This is a genomic window from Paenibacillus polymyxa (genome assembly GCF_001719045.1).
Classification (GTDB): Bacteria; Bacillota; Bacilli; order Paenibacillales; family Paenibacillaceae; genus Paenibacillus; species Paenibacillus polymyxa_B.
The window spans coordinates 4,068,826-4,089,385 of sequence record NZ_CP015423.1; the positions used below are offsets into that span (position 1 = coordinate 4,068,826).

The 20,560-nt window shown below is 43.9% G+C and carries 21 protein-coding genes, 3 pseudogenes and 1 other annotated feature; of the genes and pseudogenes, 10 read left to right on the top strand and 14 right to left on the bottom strand.

Annotated elements, in window-relative coordinates; translation table 11 throughout:
- Positions 1-30: 30 nt before the first annotated feature.
- Positions 31-702, top strand: coding sequence for an MgtC/SapB family protein (locus AOU00_RS18155; RefSeq protein WP_061831224.1), 672 nt, complete (start codon positions 31-33; stop codon positions 700-702).
- A gap of 184 nt (positions 703-886) precedes the next feature.
- Here AOU00_RS18155 and AOU00_RS18160 read toward each other — a convergent pair whose 3' ends face one another.
- Together AOU00_RS18160 and AOU00_RS18165 are read right to left on the bottom strand one after the other, a co-directional pair.
- The gene (locus tag AOU00_RS18160; RefSeq protein WP_069291265.1) at positions 887-1,564 is read right to left on the bottom strand and encodes a peptidylprolyl isomerase; all 678 of its coding nucleotides are present in this window, start codon (positions 1,562-1,564) and stop codon (positions 887-889) included.
- 331 nt (positions 1,565-1,895) lie between these two features.
- Positions 1,896-2,153, bottom strand: coding sequence for a YqkE family protein (locus AOU00_RS18165; RefSeq protein ID WP_023987317.1), 258 nt, complete (start codon positions 2,151-2,153; stop codon positions 1,896-1,898).
- 130 nt (positions 2,154-2,283) lie between these two features.
- On the opposite strand from AOU00_RS18165, the gene AOU00_RS18170 reads away from it, so the two are divergent.
- Positions 2,284-3,516 (top strand): MFS transporter, encoded by a 1,233-nt coding sequence (locus AOU00_RS18170; protein ID WP_061831221.1) that lies wholly within the window; start codon positions 2,284-2,286, stop codon positions 3,514-3,516.
- 150 nt (positions 3,517-3,666) lie between these two features.
- Positions 3,667-3,846: an aspartyl-phosphate phosphatase Spo0E family protein gene (locus AOU00_RS18175; protein ID WP_069291266.1), complete on the top strand. Its 180-nt coding sequence runs from the start codon at positions 3,667-3,669 to the stop codon at positions 3,844-3,846.
- A gap of 116 nt (positions 3,847-3,962) precedes the next feature.
- Here the strand turns inward: AOU00_RS18175 and AOU00_RS18180 are convergent, their stop codons facing one another.
- Positions 3,963-4,865, bottom strand: a complete 903-nt coding sequence (locus tag AOU00_RS18180; protein WP_029516111.1) for a DMT family transporter — start codon at positions 4,863-4,865, stop codon at positions 3,963-3,965.
- A gap of 154 nt (positions 4,866-5,019) precedes the next feature.
- On the opposite strand from AOU00_RS18180, the gene AOU00_RS18185 reads away from it, so the two are divergent.
- A complete protein-coding gene (locus tag AOU00_RS18185; RefSeq protein WP_069291267.1) occupies positions 5,020-5,880 on the top strand; it encodes a TrmB family transcriptional regulator in 861 nt (286 codons plus the stop codon).
- Positions 5,881-5,965: 85 nt separating this feature from the next.
- Here the strand turns inward: AOU00_RS18185 and AOU00_RS18190 are convergent, their stop codons facing one another.
- Together AOU00_RS18190 and AOU00_RS18195 are read right to left on the bottom strand one after the other, a co-directional pair.
- Positions 5,966-7,588: a DUF1593 domain-containing protein gene (locus AOU00_RS18190; RefSeq protein WP_069291268.1), complete on the bottom strand. Its 1,623-nt coding sequence runs from the start codon at positions 7,586-7,588 to the stop codon at positions 5,966-5,968.
- A gap of 236 nt (positions 7,589-7,824) precedes the next feature.
- On the bottom strand, positions 7,825-8,907 hold the full coding sequence (locus AOU00_RS18195) for a bifunctional 3-deoxy-7-phosphoheptulonate synthase/chorismate mutase (RefSeq protein ID WP_013309063.1): 1,083 nt from the start codon (positions 8,905-8,907) through the stop codon (positions 7,825-7,827).
- Between the two features lie 88 nt (positions 8,908-8,995).
- Positions 8,996-9,267 (bottom strand) — a binding site (T-box leader).
- A 161-nt stretch (positions 9,268-9,428) separates the two neighbouring features.
- On the opposite strand from AOU00_RS18195, the gene AOU00_RS18200 reads away from it, so the two are divergent.
- From AOU00_RS18200 to AOU00_RS18210, 3 genes and pseudogenes are all read left to right on the top strand, one after another.
- Complete coding sequence (locus AOU00_RS18200) at positions 9,429-10,289, top strand: carbon-nitrogen hydrolase family protein (protein ID WP_061831216.1); 861 nt, start codon at positions 9,429-9,431, stop codon at positions 10,287-10,289.
- Between the two features lie 16 nt (positions 10,290-10,305).
- Positions 10,306-10,977 (top strand): GNAT family N-acetyltransferase, encoded by a 672-nt coding sequence (locus AOU00_RS18205; protein ID WP_069291269.1) that lies wholly within the window; start codon positions 10,306-10,308, stop codon positions 10,975-10,977.
- 24 nt (positions 10,978-11,001) lie between these two features.
- A pseudogene (locus AOU00_RS18210) lies at positions 11,002-11,677 on the top strand (GNAT family N-acetyltransferase).
- Positions 11,678-11,758: 81 nt separating this feature from the next.
- Here the strand turns inward: AOU00_RS18210 and AOU00_RS18215 are convergent.
- Positions 11,759-11,938 (bottom strand): hypothetical protein, encoded by a 180-nt coding sequence (locus AOU00_RS18215; protein ID WP_069291270.1) that lies wholly within the window; start codon positions 11,936-11,938, stop codon positions 11,759-11,761.
- A 91-nt stretch (positions 11,939-12,029) separates the two neighbouring features.
- Entirely contained in the window at positions 12,030-12,290 is a 261-nt protein-coding gene (locus AOU00_RS18220) for a hypothetical protein (protein ID WP_061831212.1), read from the bottom strand.
- A 183-nt stretch (positions 12,291-12,473) separates the two neighbouring features.
- Between AOU00_RS18220 and AOU00_RS18225 the strand changes: the two genes are divergently transcribed.
- Positions 12,474-12,761, top strand: a complete 288-nt coding sequence (locus AOU00_RS18225) for a hypothetical protein (protein WP_069291271.1) — start codon at positions 12,474-12,476, stop codon at positions 12,759-12,761.
- 132 nt (positions 12,762-12,893) lie between these two features.
- Entirely contained in the window at positions 12,894-14,783 is a 1,890-nt protein-coding gene (locus AOU00_RS18230) for an ATP-binding protein (RefSeq protein ID WP_069291272.1), read from the top strand.
- A gap of 99 nt (positions 14,784-14,882) precedes the next feature.
- Here AOU00_RS18230 and AOU00_RS18235 read toward each other — a convergent pair whose 3' ends face one another.
- The 4 genes and pseudogenes from AOU00_RS18235 to AOU00_RS25915 form a co-directional block, all read right to left on the bottom strand.
- Positions 14,883-15,119 (bottom strand): NHLP leader peptide family RiPP precursor, encoded by a 237-nt coding sequence (locus AOU00_RS18235; protein ID WP_061831210.1) that lies wholly within the window; start codon positions 15,117-15,119, stop codon positions 14,883-14,885.
- 75 nt (positions 15,120-15,194) lie between these two features.
- Positions 15,195-16,130, bottom strand: coding sequence for a hypothetical protein (locus tag AOU00_RS18240; protein WP_069292083.1), 936 nt, complete (start codon positions 16,128-16,130; stop codon positions 15,195-15,197).
- 176 nt (positions 16,131-16,306) lie between these two features.
- Positions 16,307-17,380: a polysaccharide deacetylase family protein gene (locus tag AOU00_RS18245; RefSeq protein WP_069291273.1), complete on the bottom strand. Its 1,074-nt coding sequence runs from the start codon at positions 17,378-17,380 to the stop codon at positions 16,307-16,309.
- A gap of 82 nt (positions 17,381-17,462) precedes the next feature.
- Positions 17,463-17,705 (bottom strand): annotated as a pseudogene (locus AOU00_RS25915) (hypothetical protein); the annotation flags it as partial.
- A gap of 384 nt (positions 17,706-18,089) precedes the next feature.
- Here AOU00_RS25915 and AOU00_RS18250 point away from each other — a divergent pair.
- On the top strand, positions 18,090-18,566 hold the full coding sequence (locus AOU00_RS18250) for a hypothetical protein (protein ID WP_069291274.1): 477 nt from the start codon (positions 18,090-18,092) through the stop codon (positions 18,564-18,566).
- Between the two features lie 85 nt (positions 18,567-18,651).
- Here AOU00_RS18250 and AOU00_RS18255 read toward each other — a convergent pair whose 3' ends face one another.
- From AOU00_RS18255 to AOU00_RS18265, 3 genes and pseudogenes are all read right to left on the bottom strand, one after another.
- On the bottom strand, positions 18,652-19,146 hold the full coding sequence (locus tag AOU00_RS18255; protein WP_061831207.1) for a hypothetical protein: 495 nt from the start codon (positions 19,144-19,146) through the stop codon (positions 18,652-18,654).
- A 93-nt stretch (positions 19,147-19,239) separates the two neighbouring features.
- Positions 19,240-19,746 carry a DJ-1/PfpI family protein gene (locus AOU00_RS18260; RefSeq protein WP_061831206.1) on the bottom strand — a complete coding sequence of 169 codons (507 nt, stop codon included), beginning with the start codon at positions 19,744-19,746 and terminating at the stop codon, positions 19,240-19,242.
- A gap of 282 nt (positions 19,747-20,028) precedes the next feature.
- A pseudogene (locus AOU00_RS18265) lies at positions 20,029-20,466 on the bottom strand (AbrB/MazE/SpoVT family DNA-binding domain-containing protein); the annotation flags it as partial.
- Positions 20,467-20,560: the final 94 nt, after the last annotated feature.

The window sequence follows — 20,560 nt, forward strand, 5'->3', positions numbered from 1 at the left end:
AAACATAAACTATAGTGGAGTGAAAAAAGTATGTGGGATTGGGATTACCTGATTCGGGTCATGTTTGCAGGATTATGCGGCGCGTTAATCGGTTATGAGCGCAAAAGTCGGATGAAGGAGGCGGGCATTCGCACGCATTTCATTGTCGGTATTGGCGCAGCGCTCATGATGGTGGTATCCAAATATGGTTTCCAGGATCAAGCCGTCTGGTCTAACCTGTCGCTGGACCCTTCCAGAATAGCAGCACAGGTTATAAGTGGAGTGGGCTTTATCGGCGCAGGGATGATTTTTACACAAAAAAATAGAATTAAAGGACTGACCACTGCCGCAGGCATCTGGACTACCGCCGGAATCGGTATTGCCGTAGGTGCAGGGATGTATGGGCTTGGTGCAGGTGTAACGTTGTTTATTTTAGCGGCTCAGTCCTTGCTCCATAGTCGTTTTTATCAGATGGCCACCCCGTCCACGCAACAAGTGGTTGTTCAGGTCGACAATGAGCCGGGCGTACTGAATCGGATCAAAGAACTGCTGAAGCACAAGAAGCTGACGATTCACAGCTTTCACGTCGAGCGCATCAATAACGGCGAGCAGTTGGTTATTCATATGCTCTTAAAGCTGTCCCGGTCAGAGGGAGTGGAGGAACTGCTGTCACTGCTTCAAGAGATGGAAGGTATTCGTTCAGTCGAGACCAAGTCCAATTAGACGAATTTACTGCTCATACAGTAGCTTTTTTGTCGAACGCTGGCGGCTTTTATAACGAAAAAAAACTTTAGAAATAATGATTGAAAACGCTTCCTTTTGTGTATATACTCTTACTACATCACAGAGGCAGCAGCCAAACAAAGACCCCATGCATATGCACAGGGCCGTTGTTATCATCCAGATATTACTTTACTTTGACTGGAGCTGGATATTTTTTACCCAGCGTATCCACAGTGACTTTTTTCATCGTAGCCGGTTGGATCGGTTTGTCATTGCTATCCCGCTTGGAATTGACGATAGCATCGACCACATCCAACCCGGACGTTACTTTACCGAAAGCGGCATATTGACCGTCGAGGTAGTCCGCATCGGCAACCATGATGAAAAATTGCGATCCGGCCGAATCCAGATCCGCTGAGCGGGCCATGGATAATACGCCACGTGTATGTTTGAGTGTATTGTTAACACCATTGCTCTTGAATTCGCCTTTGATACTGTAGCCGGGGCCACCTGTACCGTTACCTTGCGGATCACCACCCTGAATCATAAAGCCTGGGATAACACGGTGGAAAATGGTACCGTTATAGGCTCCCTTTTGCACCAAAGAAATGAAATTGTTAACCGTGTTCGGTGCTACTTCCGGATACAGCTCAAGCTTAATTTTCTTGCCATCATTCATGACAATCGTGACAATCGGATGGGAAACAGCCTTGTTCTTGTCTTTAGTCGCAGCAGGAGTTGTAGTGCTTGTTCGGCTGGCAGCTTCCACATCGGCCGCTTTTGTACCGCATCCAGCAACCAGCACGAGCATGATGGCCAGTAGGCACAGCGTGTACCATGGGCGTATCGTTTTTCGGTTCATTGATATTCCTCCTGAAAGGTTGGATGATGTAACATCCTAATTTTAAAGTTTGGGGGCAGCGCAGAACACTTTTCCATTTTCTATCATACCTTTTTTGCTGGGCATAAGGAAATACGGGTTTGAAAGCCGTATTCTTGACCCATACTGCTGCTATTCCCAAGGAAAGGGGCAGGATCATGATGGAGGTAGACAAAAAGCTGGCAAAAGGTCTCATATGGGGTATGGCGTTCAGTCTGCCGGTTTGGGTAGGGGTGCTGTACTCAGTACAACATATTCGTGACTGGCTATAACATAAAGCGTAAAGATAGGCCAAAACCGTTATGGTTTTGGCTTATTTGTATTTGTGCCAGTCCAAATTGCTGTTATTCAGCAGATGCTCAAAGTTGTTATCTAGCTTCTTCTGTTCAGCTTTTTTTGCTTCGACGGCACGCTGCCGTTCGTCTTCTTTACGCTTGTCCTGTTCTGCTTGGGCTTCATTGGCTTGAGCCTTAAGTTTATTCAGCACATCCTGACTCAACAGATCCTTTAACGTAGCAGGTTTGTCCTGAGCCGCAGGAGCAGGGGAAGACGAATTTCTCTTCTTAGCCATGTCATCAACTCCATTCCATTCGATTATATCAGCTTCTTCACGGTTGTTCCACGATTGAAGGATGAGGGGGCGGTAGACTTTTCTAATTTAGAGGGTAATAATGGAATGAGCAGAAGGGACGTGTGGCATCATGCATCTATATTGGAAGCGAAATCTGGTCATTTTGTGGATTGGAGTATTGTTTTGCAGCATGGCCTATTCCGTGTCTATTCCGTTTTTACCTATATTTCTGAATACGGAAATGGGTGTAAATGATCATCTGGAACTGTGGTCGGGGATTGCCTTTGGAGTCACTTTTTTAGCCAGCGCGCTGATTGCCCCATTTTGGGGTTCGCTTGCGGATAAGTATGGACGTAAGCCGATGCTGATTCGTTCAGGCTTTAGCCTGGCGGTGTTGTACCTGATATGTGCTTTGGTGACAGATCCATATGTGTTCGTAGGAGTACGGTTGTTTCAAGGCCTACTATCCGGGTTTATTCCTGCTGCGATTGCGCTGGTCGGAACAGGTTCGCCTGAGGAGAAAACCGGCTATGCACTCGGTATTATGGCGACCGCTGGGGCAACAGGCAGCATTATAGGTCCGTTAATTGGCGGTGTGGTGAGCCATTATTATGGCAATCGGAATGCCTTTTTTTTCTCAGCAGCTCTTGTACTGGTATCTGCGTTAATCGCGACCTTTGGCGCTAGAGAGGACAGCTTCAAGGGAACCAGTACCCGCTCGCATGTTCGTGATGATATCAAGGAGGCTATTGCTAATCGGCCTTTGTGCTTTTTGCTTATTCTGGCGGGATTAAGTACTTTTTCCGTCATGATCTTGGAACCGTTAATTACGGTGTATGTGCTTGAAATGGGAGTTGACCGTAGCCAGGCGTCTTTAAGTTCCGGGATTGTATTCTCAGCCGTAGGCATCGCGGCGGTGCTGATGGCTCCCCGATGGGGACGGATTGGAGGACGGACCGGATTTGCACACGTGCTGCTGATTGGGCTGATCGGTTCGGGAATCGGGAATATCTTACAATTTTTTATAACCAACTTTGTTGGTTTTGGTGCGCTTCGGTTTGGATATGGATTGTTTTATGCGTCCGTCATGCCTGCTATCAACGCGATGACTGTGGAGGTCACCAAGCCGGAGTTTCGCGGACGAGCCTTTAGCTTGAGCCAATCAGCCACTCAACTCGCGACAATGGCAGGGCCGTTGATTGGCGGTATGCTTGGCAGCTGGATGCCGATCCGCTGGATCTTTGTGTTAAACGGTGGCATACTGCTGCTTGCAGCGTTGCTGCTAGGGGTGAAGGGGAAAAACGTGTTCCCGGTTTCAGCCAAGAAGAACGTCACGGATCAGGATATTCATTCTGCCGGATAAGCGAATCACACAGGATTGTCGAAGAGGACAACCTTAGAGTTCATAGAGCAGGTCTTTTTTTGTGTTATTAGATAATTATCCCAAACCTTTACTTTTAGTATACTTATTCATAACCCTCTACACTGATAATATGACAAGGAGGGATATATTATGATAAGAGACGACATTTTGTGTCAACAGCTTGAGAAAGCTCGTCAAAAGCTGTATATTTTGCAAGCAAAATATGGTTTTAATCATGCCAGTGTGCTCAGACAGTCTGTAATTATGGATAACCTCATCAATCAATATAACCACCTTTTTTATATAAAAGAAAAAAAGCCAACTGCATAAATGGAAGCGATGGGCGAGAAACTTTTGGTGAGGTCACTCGCCCTTATATTGTAGCGCTGATACTTATCACAACGATGCTTGTCTTAACTTTTATAACTAGTGTGCAATCTTTCATTTTAGGTACGGTTTGTTTGATGTGCACTCAGTAAAACACCGATAATAACGACCAAACCGCCAATGATTTGGCGCCATGTAATTGTTTCTTGCAAAAGCAACACAGAAAATAAGACTCCAAATATCGGAACCAAATTCATCAGAGAAACGGAACTACTCGGTGACAGCTTGATTAATCCGTAATTGTAGAGCAAAAATGCGATAACGGAGCAGAATACACCCAGATATACTAATAACATAAACGATCCGGTTGTCGGAACCTGCCAACGATCCTTTTCTAATAGAGCCAACGGTATGAAAAAGATACTCCCTGCAACGGTTTGATAAAAAGATAACGTCACAGGCGGATATTTGTCCACAACCTTGCGCGTCATGAAAGTGTAAAACGCCCACGCAAAACCCGTCCCGATTAATATTAAATTTCCGATTAGTTGATTCTTACTATCCGAACTTTCGCCAACTGAAGTCAAGAAATATACCCCGATCATGGCCAGTGCTATGCCGCAAATTTTATATTTGGATATTTTCACTTTATACAAAATAAGTTCAAGCAGCGACGTAATTGCGGGATATGATGCAACAATTAATGCTGCGTTGGAAGCGGTAGTCAGGCTAACCCCTATATTCTCCATTGAAAAGTAGAGAGTGATCCCCAAAACACCACTAAACGAAATCGTAGCCAAATCTTTTGGCTTTACTTTGACATGTTCTTTTTTAATCAGCAAAACGATACCTAGCACAACGGAAGCTATAATAAATCTGGAAAGACCCAAGGTAAGAGGGGGGAACGTCGTGTAGGCTGCTTTGGTGGCAATAAACGATGTACTCCAGATCAATAGGGCCAGAATCGTAGAACCGTAGTAAATCCGGTTGCTTTCGCTGTGATGAGCTATGACTTTGTTCAAGTTAAATCCTCCCTGAAGTAATTCCCTGTGAAATATAATAGTTGCTACTATAGTGACTACTATAAAAACGTTACTAAAAAGATAGTGTGTATATCAGTTTTTGTCAAGGGGAAGTGATATAGTAAGGATGAACACGAATTGAGGAGAAGACGTCATGAAACCAAAACCAAATATATTAGAAATTCTAAGAGATTTGAATTTTAGTGAATATGAAGCCAAGGCTTATGTGACCTTATTGGAAAGCTCTCCACTTTCGGGATACGCCGTTTCATTGAATTCCGGGGTACCGAGATCCAAAATTTACGAGGTTTTGTCTGGAATGGTTAACCGTGGGGATATCATGGTCAGTCAAGAAAATACCCCTCTATATGTGCCGCTTCCGCCACATGAATTGATTGCCCAGAGAAAACGCAAAGCAGAGCAGATTTTCAATGTGGCGCAAGAGAGTTTGGAGCAGTACACAGCATCATTTCAAAATAGAGAGAATATTTGGAATATTTCGGGGTATGAAGCCATTATCAATCGCATAAATGAAGGGGTAAAGGGAGCAAAACACCGAATTTTATTAGAAATTTGGAAAGAGGATGCCGAGGTGTTCCGAGATGCCTTAGAGCAAGTCGCTCAACAAGGAATTGAAGTGATCATTGTAGCGTATGGGGAGCTTAACTTTGATTTCGCTACTGTTTACCGCCATGATATGAGTGAGGAGATTACGTCTGAAATTGGTGGTCGGTGGATTGTACTTAGCATAGACGACCGGGAGGTCGTAGCTGGCATACTTTCACTTGGTGATGACAGCCGCGCTGCATGGACGTTGCATCCGGGGCTGGTGATGCCGATTACTGAAGTGATTATTCATGATATTTATATCATGGAGATCCTATATGAGTTCCGTGAACAATTAGAGGAGAAATTCGGCCCTAATCTAATTCATCTTCGCAATAAATTTGCTATGGGCCCGAATGGCAAAGGATATTATGTTCCTTTGACTGAAAAAAGCATTAAACGTGTATAGAGATTGTCCGAGGTTCGATGTGCAAAAATAAACAGGCCCATGGAGTGTTATTCCATGAGCCTAATTTTATTGATGTTGTGTTCTATTATTTTACGGTTACAATCACACGTTGATAATGCTTTAAAGGATGTTTACCATTGTCCTGTACCTCTGCGATGATATGAATCGTATTTCCAGACTTAGCATCTGCAGGAACTGTGAAACTTGCTGTATTTGTGTCACTTCCTTGCAAGTCAATTGTGTTTACTTTCTCGCCTTTAGCTACTTCTCGGTGAAGCCCAAGCTGCATTTCCCCCAGCAATTCAGGTTTAACTTGTGCGGGTTGGACTTTGGAATCTTCATACGTGTCGGCTTCAAAATATCTCCACCATTTGTAAGACAATTGATCACCGTCGGGATCTGCACCTTCTGCATGCAGGGTTATTTTCTCCCCTGGGCTAGCCGTTAGGTCTAATCCTTCTTTAATGGTCAATGTTGGATTATGGTTGGCATCTTTGTAGTCGGATGCAATAGCCCAATCTGCACGAGCAGCAAAGTCATTTTGAATATCATCAAACCAACGCATCAAAGAATATTCTGCTTCGAATTTTTTCGTATGCACATCATAATCTAACACGGTATTTCTAAACAATTTATCGTTAACGACACCGAAACGACCTCCCCAGCCACCATAGGTTGGATTTTCCATACTCCGCAATCCGTTATCAATTAAATAGAAGAAGGATGGAGAATCACCTTCAGAAATAAAGTCATACTTGTCGTATTGTGGATTTTTCTTTAAGTAGGCTTCACTGCCTCTTTGTTCTTCATCCAACTCGCCTTTGATGATATTGCCATCGCCCATCAAGGCATACATATTGAGCAACTTGCCATGACCCTCTTTAATATTTTTGAAATTCCATTCCCCGTGCAACTTGCTGTTTACTTCTTCTGTGTGCATTTTCCAAGCATAAGCGAAATGCCAGAAGTTAGATTGATCATTAATAATTCTGATGTCAGGCCAATTTTTAGCGATGTAATTATTGTAGCTATCGTCCTGGTCCAGAATGATGTACAGTACGAGTTTATCACTTGCTTTTTTTCGAATCGTTTCCCATTGATCTGTATTTTTATATTCGTCTTCAATGGACTTTAAAGCTCTGGCCGTGGTATTGGTTCCACCCCAAGTTTGTACGTATAAATCTCTTTTGTCATCGTCCAGGAAAAGCGTTTTAAGGAAATTGGAGCCTTCCGTTTCTTTGTCCATTTCACCTTTATTTGAAATGTTACCTATTTTGGTAACGCTCTTGATATATTCAGGCTTTGGATATCCCTCGGCATGTTTAATTAAGTTGGGATAAATCTCTCCGTAGGCATCAATCATATCCGTTACCCATTGGGTTCCGGTCCATCTAAATGGCTTGATACCAGCTTTTTCATCACCTGCATAATGATATACAGAGCTAGTCAGTACAATCCCGGACAAATCCATTTCATTGGAGTAAAGAAGGAAGCGAATGACAGAGTTCATATCATCTACTTCTCCATCGGTAGTGATCACCGTTCTGGCCTTGGTAGTTTTATTTTCTACTTTATTTTCCGTTTGTTTTTCTGTTGGAGCAGCGCTTTCATCTTTCACAACGGCGGGCGCCTTACCACTGCAACCACTGATGATCAGAATACATATCATGGCTAATAGAAAAATGCTTAACCCTTTTCTTTCTCTCATTTCTGTTCCCCTCTCTGAACGTTCCTATGATGTTTTTTGTGGATTATAACCATGTAGGTATTCTTTTTATTCAAGAATTAGGCATAAAAAAAACCTAAACATATATATGTCTCAACAAAAGTCGAGCATATATACATTTAGGTTTTGCCTGCATGATCAGTCACAATCCTGATCCAATTCTACATCATTATCTGAGAAAATGAAAGCGGTTTATGAATGCCGGCATAAAATTAGTTTTACGCTTTGAATAAACCGGATTCTTTGACTTCAGACAGGAAGTTGTGGAACTCAGGAATGTTCAGCTGTTGCTGAGCATCGGACAAAGCGACTGCCGGGTTCGGGTGAACTTCCACCATGATACCGTCAGCTCCAGCAGCTAGGGCAGCTTTGGCGCAAGGGGCCAGGATGTCCTTACGTCCTGTAGAGTGAGTCACGTCTACCAATACAGGCAGATGGCTTTCCTTTTTCAAAATCGGAACAGCGGAAATATCCAGCGTGTTACGCGTCCATTTTTCGTACGTACGAATACCGCGTTCAATCAGCATGACTTGCGTGTTACCACGGGAAACGATGTATTCAGCAGCATGAAGGAACTCTTCCATTGTGGCAGCCAGTCCGCGCTTGAGCAGAACCGGGGTTCTGGTTTCACCCGCAGCTTTGAGCAATTCAAAGTTGTGCATGTTGCGCGCACCAATTTGGATAATATCGATGTATTGGATCGCTTCCTCCAAATGTCTTGGATCGACGATTTCACTGATTGTAGCCAGCCCGAACTCGTCGCCTACACGTTTAAGAATTTGCAATCCTTCTACGCCCAGTCCTTGGAAATCATACGGGGACGTACGTGGTTTGAACGCACCACCACGTAGAATCGGCACACCGGCTTCCTTGAGAGCCGCACCTACTTCGCGAGTTTGCTGGTAGCTTTCCACCGAGCAGGGACCTGCGACCATAATGGAGGCTTTGCCGCCCACCAGCGTATCTTTAACCTTGATAACTGTGCTATCCGGTTGATTTTTGCGGCTGACGATCAGATGTTTTTTGTGTTCTTCTTTTTGATAGTTCAAAGAAGCCTTGAAAATATTTTTGAACAGCTGGCGAATCGTAGCATCGTCAAATGGTCCACGGTTAGCCGCGATCAGCTTGTCCAGCATTTGTTGCTCGCGTACCGGATCAAAGTCAGGTACCCCTTGAGCTTCCTTCAATTTTCCAAGTTGTCCCGCCAGTTCAGCGCGTTGGGACAGCAACTCCAGCAATTGCAAATTTGTAGCATCGAGCTGTTCCCGCAACAGCTCCAAAGAATTTTCATTTGTAGACATACAGTACACCCTTCCCGAATTTAAATTTGTTTTTTCTGTTAGCCCATGGACTTTTTTTTGCAGAAAATAACACAAAAAGGCATTCGCCGCAAGGGACGAATGCCGTGGTACCACCCTAATTACAGAAGTATACATACGAATCGTCAACGTCGTTCAGTCGACGGCAGTAACTTCTGATCTTGATGCCCGTAACGGGGGCTTCCGGAAACCTCTACTGCGGACAAAGGAATGAATCCTTCTGTCGGTTCAAGGCTCGACTCGGGAGTGAATTTCAACGCGGGATTGCGGTACGCTCTCAGCAATTCGTACCTTTCTGTGGGAATCCGTTAAACGTCTACTTGTCTCCGTCGATGTCTTTGTTCATGGTATTCAAAAGATTTGACCTTATTTTAAACAAAGTAGGTGCAGAAGGCAAGCCCTGATTATCAGGTTCAGTTTTCGCACCGTTTTGAATCGGTTATAATGTGAACAGCAACGGGACCCCCTTGCAATCTAAAAGACGTGATGTCCGAGGAGGAATTATGAGCAAAATCAGAGTATCGGCGGTTCAATATCACCTGCATACGATTGACTCATTCGAGCAATTTGCCCTGCAATCGGAGCATTATATCAAAACAGCGGAGGAATTTGGCGCGGAATTTGTTCTGTTTCCCGAGTTTTTTACGACCCAGCTTATGTCGATTGGTGACAGTGAAGGCAAAGCTTTGACGATCAACGACCTGCCGGATTTTACGGACCGGTACCTTGAATTATTCACTTCGTTCGCACGTCGAACCGGGATGCATATTATCGGTGGCACTCATGTAGTTAGGAGAAACGAACGTTTATATAATACGGCACATTTGTTTTACCCGGACGGGCGTGTGGCCACTCAGGACAAAATTCACATTACACCGACAGAGGTGCATGAATGGAATATGGCTCCCGGTGAGGGGCTGAATGTGTTTGAGACGTCCAAGGGCACCATAGCGATGCTGACCTGCTATGATATTGAATTTCCCGAAATCGTTCGCATGGCGAAGACCAAGGGAGCAGATATTATTTTCTGTCCTTCCTGTACGGACGATCGTCACGGATTTTACCGGGTACGGTATACAAGCCACGCCAGAGCGGTTGAAAATCAGGTGTATGTCGTTTTAACGGGGACTGTCGGCGCTTTGTCTACGGTTGATTTTATGCGTGCCAATTATGGACAAGCCGCAGTCATTACACCCAATGACATTCCTTTTCCGCCACGCGGCATTATGGTGGAGGGTGAACTGAACAACGATATGATTGTGACAGCAGATCTCGATTTGCAGCTGTTGTACGATGTGCGCGAGCGGGGCTCGGTTACAACCTGGCGTGACCGTAGAACAGATTTATACACAGACTGGAGCTAATGAAAGGAAATAAGCCATGTATCGCAAAGAATGGTTCATCTTTGACGGCGATCGACCGCTACGGGCGGTGATTCGTAATTATTCTACAGCCGATTATGAGGGGTTGCTGCGTATTCAGCAGGAGAGCTTCCCCCCACCTTATCCGCAGGAGCTGTTATGGAGCCGGGAGCAGATTGCCAGCCAGACAGAGCATTTTGCAGATGGAGCGCTGTGTGTGGAAATTGAGGGGGAACTGGCGGGTTCGGTAACCAGCCTACTGATGCATTATAACCCCGAACATCCCCAGCATACATGGGATGAAGTAGCGGATGACGGTTATATTCGTACGCACTGTGAGGACGGCAAGGCGCTGTATGTGATTGATTTGGCGGTACGTCCTGCTTACCGCAGATTGGGTCTGGGCAAATGGCTGATTTTTTCCTTATATCATCTTGTGATTGAACGGAGACTGGATCGTTTGCTGGGCGCGGGGCGTATGCCTGGTTATCAGCATCATGCCGACCAATTGAGCGCAGAAGCGTATGTGGATGCCGTAGTGTCTGGTGAGCTGAAGGACCCGGTATTAACTTTTCTGCTTCGTTGCGGACGGGTGCCCGTTTGTATCCTGCCGAATTATTTGGATGATGAACAATCGCGTAATTATGCTGTCCTCATGGAATGGCGAAATCCGTTTCATACCCATCACTAATTGTAGAGGAGCGTGTCCTATCCTATGGAATATCATCGCATTACTCATATTGAAGACCCCTTGTTTGCGAGCATGCATCAGCTAATGCAGAAAGTATTTCCACCAGAGGAAGTGCTAGAGTACAGTCTGTGGAAGGAACCGCTGGAAGACCCGGGTATTCGTGTCTTTGTTGCGGTACAGGATGATAAGGTAGTTGGTGCAACAGAGTATCGTTATTATGAGGACTTTAATGTAGCTATGACAGATTTTACGATCATCGGACAATCGGGACTGGGCATTGGCCGTTTTCTTTGGACACGACGCCAGAATGACTTGCACGCGCTTGCTCAGGCCAGCGGACAGCAGTTGCAGGGGATGTTTGCTGAAATCTATGACCCTTACCGTGGCAACGAGCATCCCTTTGGTGGTGTCAAGCCAATGGACCCGTACGTGCGACGTGAGGTGCTATCTCATCTGGGCTATAAGCGTTTGGATCTGTACTACGTACATCCGTCCTGGAATAACGATGGTGTAGCAGTAGAAGGGCTGAATTTAGGCTTTATGCCTGAGGATGATAGTGGAAGAAGTGAACGCCAAATTGGTGGCAGCTTTCCTACGTCGTTACTATACAGTATTGCCGAACAAGCCTGCTGTCTGGAACGAAATGATAGATGGATTGGAAGCCAAATCGACAGTAGCATTGCTGCCTTACAACATGTGAAGTTCAAAAGGGTGCATTCAAGCCATGTGTATCATCTGTGTGGCTTGGGTAGCACCCTTTTTGCATTCTCTATCTGTCCTTTCATATTCCTTGATCCCTGGGTTCGGGCTTCGCAGATGCGACTCCTCGTGGGTTATCTTCGGCCGAGATATCATCTGTAGTTGTCTTGTCCGCAGACCTGCGGTCATCCTCTTCCACGGGATTCAAGGCTTTGTAGCGCTTATACTCCATATCGGCTTGAGACATCGGATCTTTATACATAGGAGATCAGTCAACTCCTTTCGGTTATACACTTCATTACCCGCATAGCAGAATAGGTAACCGTTTTCTTTCACCCGATAAAATGAAGTGCTTAATCCAGCATATCGTCGCTGTCCAGTTGCTCTTCTTCGTCTCCATCGGTACCATTCAGCAAATCGGTACCATGCAGGAATTCGGCAGGAGCAGAAGGGTCAACAGGACTGTTCGGTGTCAGTTCATCGGCATCTGGGACGTCTTCGAGAGGAGTATCTGGGCCCTCGGTTAGATTCTCCCAGTTGGTTTCTGCATTCTGTAGAGAAGGCTCAAAATCATTGTCATGTAGCTCATTAACTCGATCATCACGATTGGCCATGTTGCTCAGCTCCTTTGCTTTTTGTTGCTTATTCCGACCTTACCCAAACAGTAGAACGGCTAAACCTTGAGTTAGTGTGTCTGTAGGAAGTTAAAATCATGCGAATAGGAATATGCCCATTCTCAATTAGCGTTTTTTTGGTAACTGCTGTGATATGATAAAGAGGATAGGGAGGGATATGAATTGGAATGGTACATGTTTGGTCCGATGATTAGTCGTATCCGAGTAGGTCAAAAGGCATCTACCCCGGGATTTTCCCGTACCCTCATTCGGCGCCCGGAAGGCTTATACTGGACAGATGGCGGACAGGCCGGAAAAATAGTAGAAATACGCGATTATTTATTTTCCGATATTTGGACGATCTATGAGGATGAAGATTGTGAACCCTGGTTGGGGCTTAGAGAGCAGAAGGAGCGGCTTGAACAGGAAATGATCATTAATCAATATGAAGATTTTACAAAAAATGAGTAAAAAGAACATGATACCCTTCTTATGAAGAAGGTATGCACATCATCGTATAGAATAATATAATTTCAGGACGTAAAAAATGTTAAAACGTATACAAACTTGTAAATCCTACTATGTAACTTTGAGGTGCTTAACATGAGGCATGTGCCCAAAGCTGTCGCCGCCCTGCTAGCGGTCATTGTGTTGTTGTTGTCGCTGGGCTACTCCGCCTATGCGGCCAAAATGACCCCGGAAAGGGATTATAAAATACCCTCCTGGGATATGAGATGGGGAGCGGTAAACGAGGATGGCTCTTTAGATGAGGTAAAGGATTCCAGCAAGGCCTGGATGCATATTGAAAATGATACACAACTGCTTAGGCAGCCCGGTAATATAGGCTCTGCCTGGATTCGTATGAAGTTACCTTCGCTAAATGATGAAACGCCAGCGGTACTTTTTGAAAATATTTATGGCAGGCATATTACGCTGTATAAAGATGGGACCAATTTTTACGAATCCTACCGTGGGTACAATTATGAGAATAATCGTATTCTGATTCCGCTGAAGCCGGAAGACAGCGGTAAAACATTATACATATGGACGGAAAGCAGTAAGAATAGACTGGGCATTATCGGCAATGTGATGACCGGTGATTATCGTGATTTGTTGGGGACCTTGGTCAGAATGGATGTTTTAGATATTGTACTGGGCAGTACGTTTATCTTTATGGCACTAGTACTACTGATCTGCTCATTTTTCATGTTCCGTCCGAGTATGGCTATGTGGCTGTCCCTAAGTGCAATAGTATTGTCTATTGGTCTGATGATCGTAACGTATTCACCATTCTTGTATACATTCTATCGCGGCTATGGCAAGCTGTACTTACAACTTTTTGATGTGGCACTATTTATTCTGCTGCCTTCATTAGCCTTCTTTTTTGAACAAAATATCAATTCGATTATACTGATTCGCAAATTCAGAAAGTTGTTAACCGCATACTCTTTGTTCTGCTTTACCATGATGATTGTGAATTTAGGAGCACAGGAGCGGTTGAACGATATATATTATTTTTTTAGTGTAGTCATCTTGGGTATATTACTCGTCGCCTTAATGATACTGCTGGTATTTGCTTCGGTTCGCATGGCACTTAAGGGTGATCACGAAGCGATCATTTTATCGACAGGCTTTGCATTTTTTGCAGTCATCTCTATCGGGGAACTGAGCTGGTTCTTCATTCTGGACGGACACTACAATATGTTTTTGTGGAAATGGGGCGTGTTCGGTTTTGTACTGGCGTTGATCGCGATATTGGGCAGAAGGCTGGCAGAAAAGCACAAGCAGGTGGTTCGGTACTCCAGAGAACTGGAAATGTTCAATAATGAGCTTCAACGTTCGGAGAAAATGGAGATTATTAGCGATCTGGCTGCATCTGTAGCTCATGAGGTACGTAATCCCCTTCAGGTTACACGTGGATTTCTTCAGTTGATGAGCAAGCAGGAGGATGGTAAAAATAAAGACTATCTACATATCGCTCTGGAGGAGCTGGATCGAGCTTCCGCGATTATTACTGATTTTCTGACTTTTGCCAAGCCAGAATTTGACCAAACCAAAACGTTGACCATATTAGACGAATTCAAACATATTGAAGGAATCATCAGTCCAATGGCTAATTTGCAAGGTGGAAAAATTTCACTGGATATTCCCCAGGAAATCAAAGTGCGCGGGAATTCCTCCAAGTTCAAGCAGGCGTTCATCAATATCATCAAAAACAGCATAGAAGCGCTGCGAGATCAGGGTCATATTCATATATGGGCTTATGTGGACAACGGAGAAGCGGTCATTCATATTCGGGATAATGGTGAAGGGATGGATGCTCAGACTTTATCCAGACTAGGTGAGCCTTATTTTTCGAATAAGACAAAGGGCACGGGTTTGGGGATGATGGTGACTTTTCGGATTATTGAAACGATGAATGGCAAAATAACTTTTACAAGTGCAAAAGGGGTGGGAACAGAAGCGACCATCCGCTTCCCCGTAGCCGGATAATATCCGGCTTTTTTGCATTCGGAGAAAACGGAGGGAAGCTTGCTGAGCCCACCCACATGAGATTAAGGAATATAGATTAAATAAGCATTAACAACCAATTTACCACATCGAGCGAGGTTTCTGGGATGCAGCGAGCACGCCGGAGGGGTCTGGAGGAATTACCAGAAAAAACTGATCAGGCGTTTCCTCTAACGTTTTGATTTGGATATGATCGGGGATTACGACTCCTAACACATCACGAATTGCAGATTTGGGATCTGACATCAGTTTCTCTCTGAAACTGGCATCCTCCCAAGCTTTTTGAATGACTTGTGTTTGAAGAACTTCAGTAGCCATCAAAAATCACCCTCTCATTCAATTGGTTATATTTACCTAGTCAGTATACCACGAAAGGCTCAGAAAAATCTAGCATTATTTCATATTTTTGGAGAGCCAGTAGTCAAGTCCGCCTCTTCTCAAATGCGCGCGTCCGCCTTCAATTTCCGCCGCCACTTCGCCCAGTTCTGCTGCAATAGAATGTGCAAAGCTACGTAGGCCGTGGATAGAAGGCTCCAGGGTCTCTAACTGTTGGACTGCTTGATCGGCAATGTTCACATAGCTGGCGAGCGCACCGCGTACATAAATTGCTTCCTGAATCTGTTGGGGTCCCAATCCTTCACAGTAAGCTGTCTTTTGCTCGGCACTGATATGGGACAAAAGACAGTTATAGCTATGTTCGACCAAATCTTCTGCCCAATCCGCCCAATCATCCGACATTTGAAGCACGAGTAGCGCCAAGTCCGTCATATTTGTAATAGTCTGGACCAGATCGGCACGGCCTGCGAGCAGTAAAGCACCCGTTCCGGCCATTTTTAATGGACTTGCTTTCAGCGCGACCTTATTTCTTTCTCCTTGAAAATAGTCCTCTGTTCCTTCGGATATCACACTAACGGCCCATTCATCAACATACGTTCGGGCATATGACCAAAAAGGAGAGGTTGCCGGAAAAAGGTCCCGATATACGCTTATACACTCGGTATAGAAGAGCTGGCTTAAGGCGAGTTGCATTTTACGGTTGTCTGCTGCTGTGTCCATCACATCATCTTGAATTAAATAGTGAGCCATGATAAACACGTTGCCAAGTGACAGCTTGTGGCATGTTTCGGGGGGGAGTCCGGTGAGTTCTTGCAGCCAAAATGGAAGCAAATAGCATATGTAATTACGCGTGCTGTCTTCCCGCAACGGATTAAAACGCGCCAGAAAGTCCAAACCCTCTTGCTGAAAGGGAGCTGGAAACGTGGACGTCCGTTCCTCTGCTTGACGAAATACTTTTTCCAATTCGTCTTTGTATGCAAAATACCATTCCATCGCCATCACCTGCATCTCTTATGAATATTTTTATAGCGATTTCTAGTTGTTACCAGCCATTATACAACAGATTGCAATTTTCAAGATTTTGTTATTTTTACATTGAGAATGTTGTAAAAAGGATATCGACAAAAATCCCGGCTGGGAAGATCCCGCCGGGATTTTGTTTTTTTAAATTAGATGATCTCTAAATAGTCAATATAAGCATCCCATGTCCCATCATCGGCTGTTACAACAAGCTCAATCTCTTGATTTCCGGTTCCATGGCTGACATTGTTTAAAGTATAGACCGCAGGACTGCTCCCGCCGAAGTAGAAGGTACCCTTCGTTTGTCCACCAATTTTCAAGTCAACTTTGGCCATGTTGGAATTATTTGAAGCACCACGGAGTGAAAAACTATGGGTGCCGCTGGTAAAATTCTGTGTGAATTTCACTGAATCATTGTTGGAGTATAAAGCCACTCCGTTGAACGGCGAGCTGATATTTGAAGTATACTGACCGCCTTTGGTCATATTCTCTGCTTCCACTTTTGTGCCTTTGTTTGGCGGCGTTTCGCCGTTTCCGCCATCAGGCGCTACCGCCCGGCCATTGCTTGGTGAGATCATACCAGAGCAGAGGTTACGGTTTTTGAGGTTCTGTGCAATTTGTGGAATAGCTTGGAGTGTAGTCTGGTACTGATCATGCATCAGGATCACATCGCCGTTTTTAAGTTTGCCCGCAGCAGCTACGATCTGTGCGGTGGAGGCGCCGTTCCAGTCTTGGGAGTCAACGTTCCACAATACTTCGGTAAGACCGTTTTGGGTCTCAATGGATTTGAGGGTTGCGTTGGTCTCGCCATACGGAGGACGGAACAACTTTGGTGCCGTGCCAGTAATGGACTGTATCGTTTGCTGCGTGCGTGTAATTTCCGATGACATCTGCGATGTGCTCAGTTGTGTCATATGCGGATGTGACCATGAATGATTACCGATCCACATGCCTGCTGCTTGCTGGTCACGTACAAGCGAAGGATTATTCTGCGCGTTTTGTCCAAGATTAAAGAGCGTCGCGCGTAAACCGTTTTGCTTCAGAGCACTAAGCAGCGCTTTGGTGTTAGAGGGATTGGGACCATCGTCGAAGGTTAACGCTACATAACCGCTCGAGCAATCAGCCGCAAGCGCCTGGTTGCTTGAGATCACCAGCGAGCCTGTGAATAAAGACAAGGTGATTGCCATAATCGCCGTCCATTTTCCTGCTTTAGCTATAAACATGGGTCTACCTCCTAGCTATTTTAATATAGTATGGATGTTCCGATACTCCGAACCGATTCAACTCTTTACTAGATTTGAAATTTTAGTCGATCTCCAAATAGTCAATATAAGCATCCCATGTCCCGTCATCGGCTGTTACAACGAGCTCGATCTCTTGGTTTCTGGTGCCATTATTGCCGCCAATCGTAATTGTATTACTAGTTACATTGGCACTCCGACTGCTTTGGTATCCCTCTATAGTAAGTGAAGCTTCATACATCTTGTCCATGTCTTCCCACTTTTTGAAGTGCTCGCTGACCGATATGGTTTTGCTCGTGCGTTTGGATGTCCCTAAAAATAACCTTATTTTTTTGTTTCATTGGACTTTTCTCCTGTAGCCTCACTATGATGCAGTGCATTCTGTAGTAGCTTGATGCAACATGTCTTTCAAAAATCAAATTGTAAACGTTTACAATTTGATTTTATCATATTTTCCTTAATATATAACTTGAAAAATTTCAAGTTATATTGTAGAAAGTATAGTTCTTACTCACTCTACAGGATAGAGTTCCCAAGTAGCGCGTGTAGATCGAAGGTTGGGTGTAATTGTGATAGCAATGTTCATAATTTCTTTTTCCCGTCTTATGGTTACTTAACAGGCGAAAATATGAATAAAAATAGCGGGAAAAGAAAATATTATTTTAAAAAGGATGAAAGAAGGGTCTGCAACATGAAAAAACAATGGAAATTGACCGCTGCTATCCTATATGGAGGAGTGATAATGTATGGTACTGCGGGTGCAGCAGGAGCTTCCGGGACCGAACCGGGTAATTCGTTGCAAACTCTCACTCCCAACGGTTCTATCCAAGGGGCAGCCCACCAATGGAATGTTGAACCACAGGACGACCACGGACATGGGCATGTTCACAGACATAGGCACGGCAAAAGGCCTGGCGGCTTGAATCACCATCTCAACGAGAAAGTAGCTAGGTTGCTGGGCATCACTCCTGTCCAGTTAGAGAAAGAGCTGGGACAAGGGAAGTCGTTGGCCGAGGTTGCTAAAAGCAAAGGCATCAAAGAAGATCAGCTCATTGATAAATTGAAGAATGAAATGACCGTGGATCTGAAACGGCTTGTGAACCGTAAAGGCCCGATTACATTCGATCGTAAGTCCGGAGATTCGAGTGAAGCTCAATTGAAGCGTTAGTCGGGGATACCGTGGTATATCTGCTCTTGAATAAGTCGAGGAGTAGATCGTTTGACAATAAAAAAAGGATGGTGGAAACCCATCCTTAAATTTCTACTTCCTTATCTTGTGTTATGTCATATTTAGTTACTTTACTGGTGTATTTATCTACATAATAGAATCCATAAGTTGCAATGTGATCAGGGAAATCTTCGTAAACTCTTATACAATATTTAGTTCCTTCCAAACCTTCAACCATTAAGTTTAAATTATATTTAACAGCATCCTTTTTTATTTTATCAGAAAGAATATTGAGTGCTTGATTTTCTGTAATCATCTTTTGCTGTTTACCTAAATACAGTTTATTATTAATGAGGCTGATTTGTCTGCTTTCTGCAATCCCAATATCCTTAACAGAGATATACGTGTTTCCGTTGTAAATCAAGCCATCGGCAGTGTTCTTTTTTGTACCCTCTAAAAATACATCAAACTTTTTCACAACAGCATTTACGCTTGTTCCAGATGCAGCCATTGCGGTTGCACCAGTAATCATCATACCAATGGTTAAGCCCACTAATAGCCCCTTTAATTTGTCATTCATTTTAATTACCCCTCTTATGTATGCTAATTCCCTCACTATAGTATCCTAAATATCACCATACATAAAGTGATTGTTGTGGGGGGAGCAGAAGAGTCAACTATCTTTAAAGAGCTTAAAAAAATCAATGGTTTCTTTTAAATCTTCATCATCCGTATAAATGTCCATCACCTTGCCTATTTCAATTGCAAAGTCCACATACTTATTTGGTTTAGCCGTAATGATATTCTTGTATATCTCCAGACCCGTTGGATGATTCACAGGATTCTTATAGGAGACACCTGCTATCTCCAGAAGTTCAGTGGCAGAACAAATGGTCGCTATCACTTTATTATCATTATTCAGTGTATTGATTAAAGCTAAAAGTTGCTTGTTCGTCTTTAATGGAGTGTTATCTCCACCAGGTATAATTAGGAGTTGAATATCCTCCGCAGACACTTCATCAAGGGCTACCGAAGGCGTAACTTTAAAATCCTCATAGGAAATCACTGGGTCTTTGGTTACACCAATCGTAACAATGTCCCCTTTGGTTTTCATAAAATAGGTTGCTAACATAATTTCAAAACTCACATAACCATCATAAATTAGAACATGTGATTTCATTTATACACCACTCCAACATTTAATTTTGTAGCTTTGTATTCGTTAGACGTGCCTTCAGGAAGTTTACATATAGTCAGAATATATCACCTTGATAGGTTTAATTCCATAATTTACAGCAAATATAGTCTGATTGTTTTTTTGGAGTCTCTAATTTTTGTGGTCATGGGTAGGAGTGGTAATTCGTTCAGGTTTAGAAGTTGAAATAACCAGTCGCACGAAATCAACCAGCGACTGGTTATTTAGCTTTGCTAGAATGTGAGCCGAGCGATACCTATAACAGCTTTTAAGCTGGGAAATACGGCCTTGGGATACGCCGAGCCATTCAGCATATTCGCCTTGCTTGGCTGTTGGATGCTCGCGCATGAGTTTTCTTAGATTTTCAACTAATTGTTATGAAGACGACCGATGGTTACTTTTTTCCTTGTACGCAGGTTTCTTTACGACAGGAACAGGTAATGGACTCACGCCTATATTTCCCTTCAGATCGTTTATGCATTTTTTACATAAAAATGAATCCCTGAAATAGCTTAAATCCTGAATCGAATAGCATAAGTGACAGCAGACTCCAATATACTTCCGCATACTCAATAAACCTGTTTCACAATCTAAATAAAATTCTAAGGACTCACCAGCTTGAATGCCCATAGAGGCTCGCATCTCTTTAGGAATAACAATTCGACCTAACGTATCCAATGGACGTGTCATACCTGTATTTTTCAAGTGATCTTCTCCTTCCATTGTCCAACATCCAATGATCTCCTAATAAAAATATAAAAATCAATAAAGTAAAAGTATTTATGTTTGTTCCAAAAGA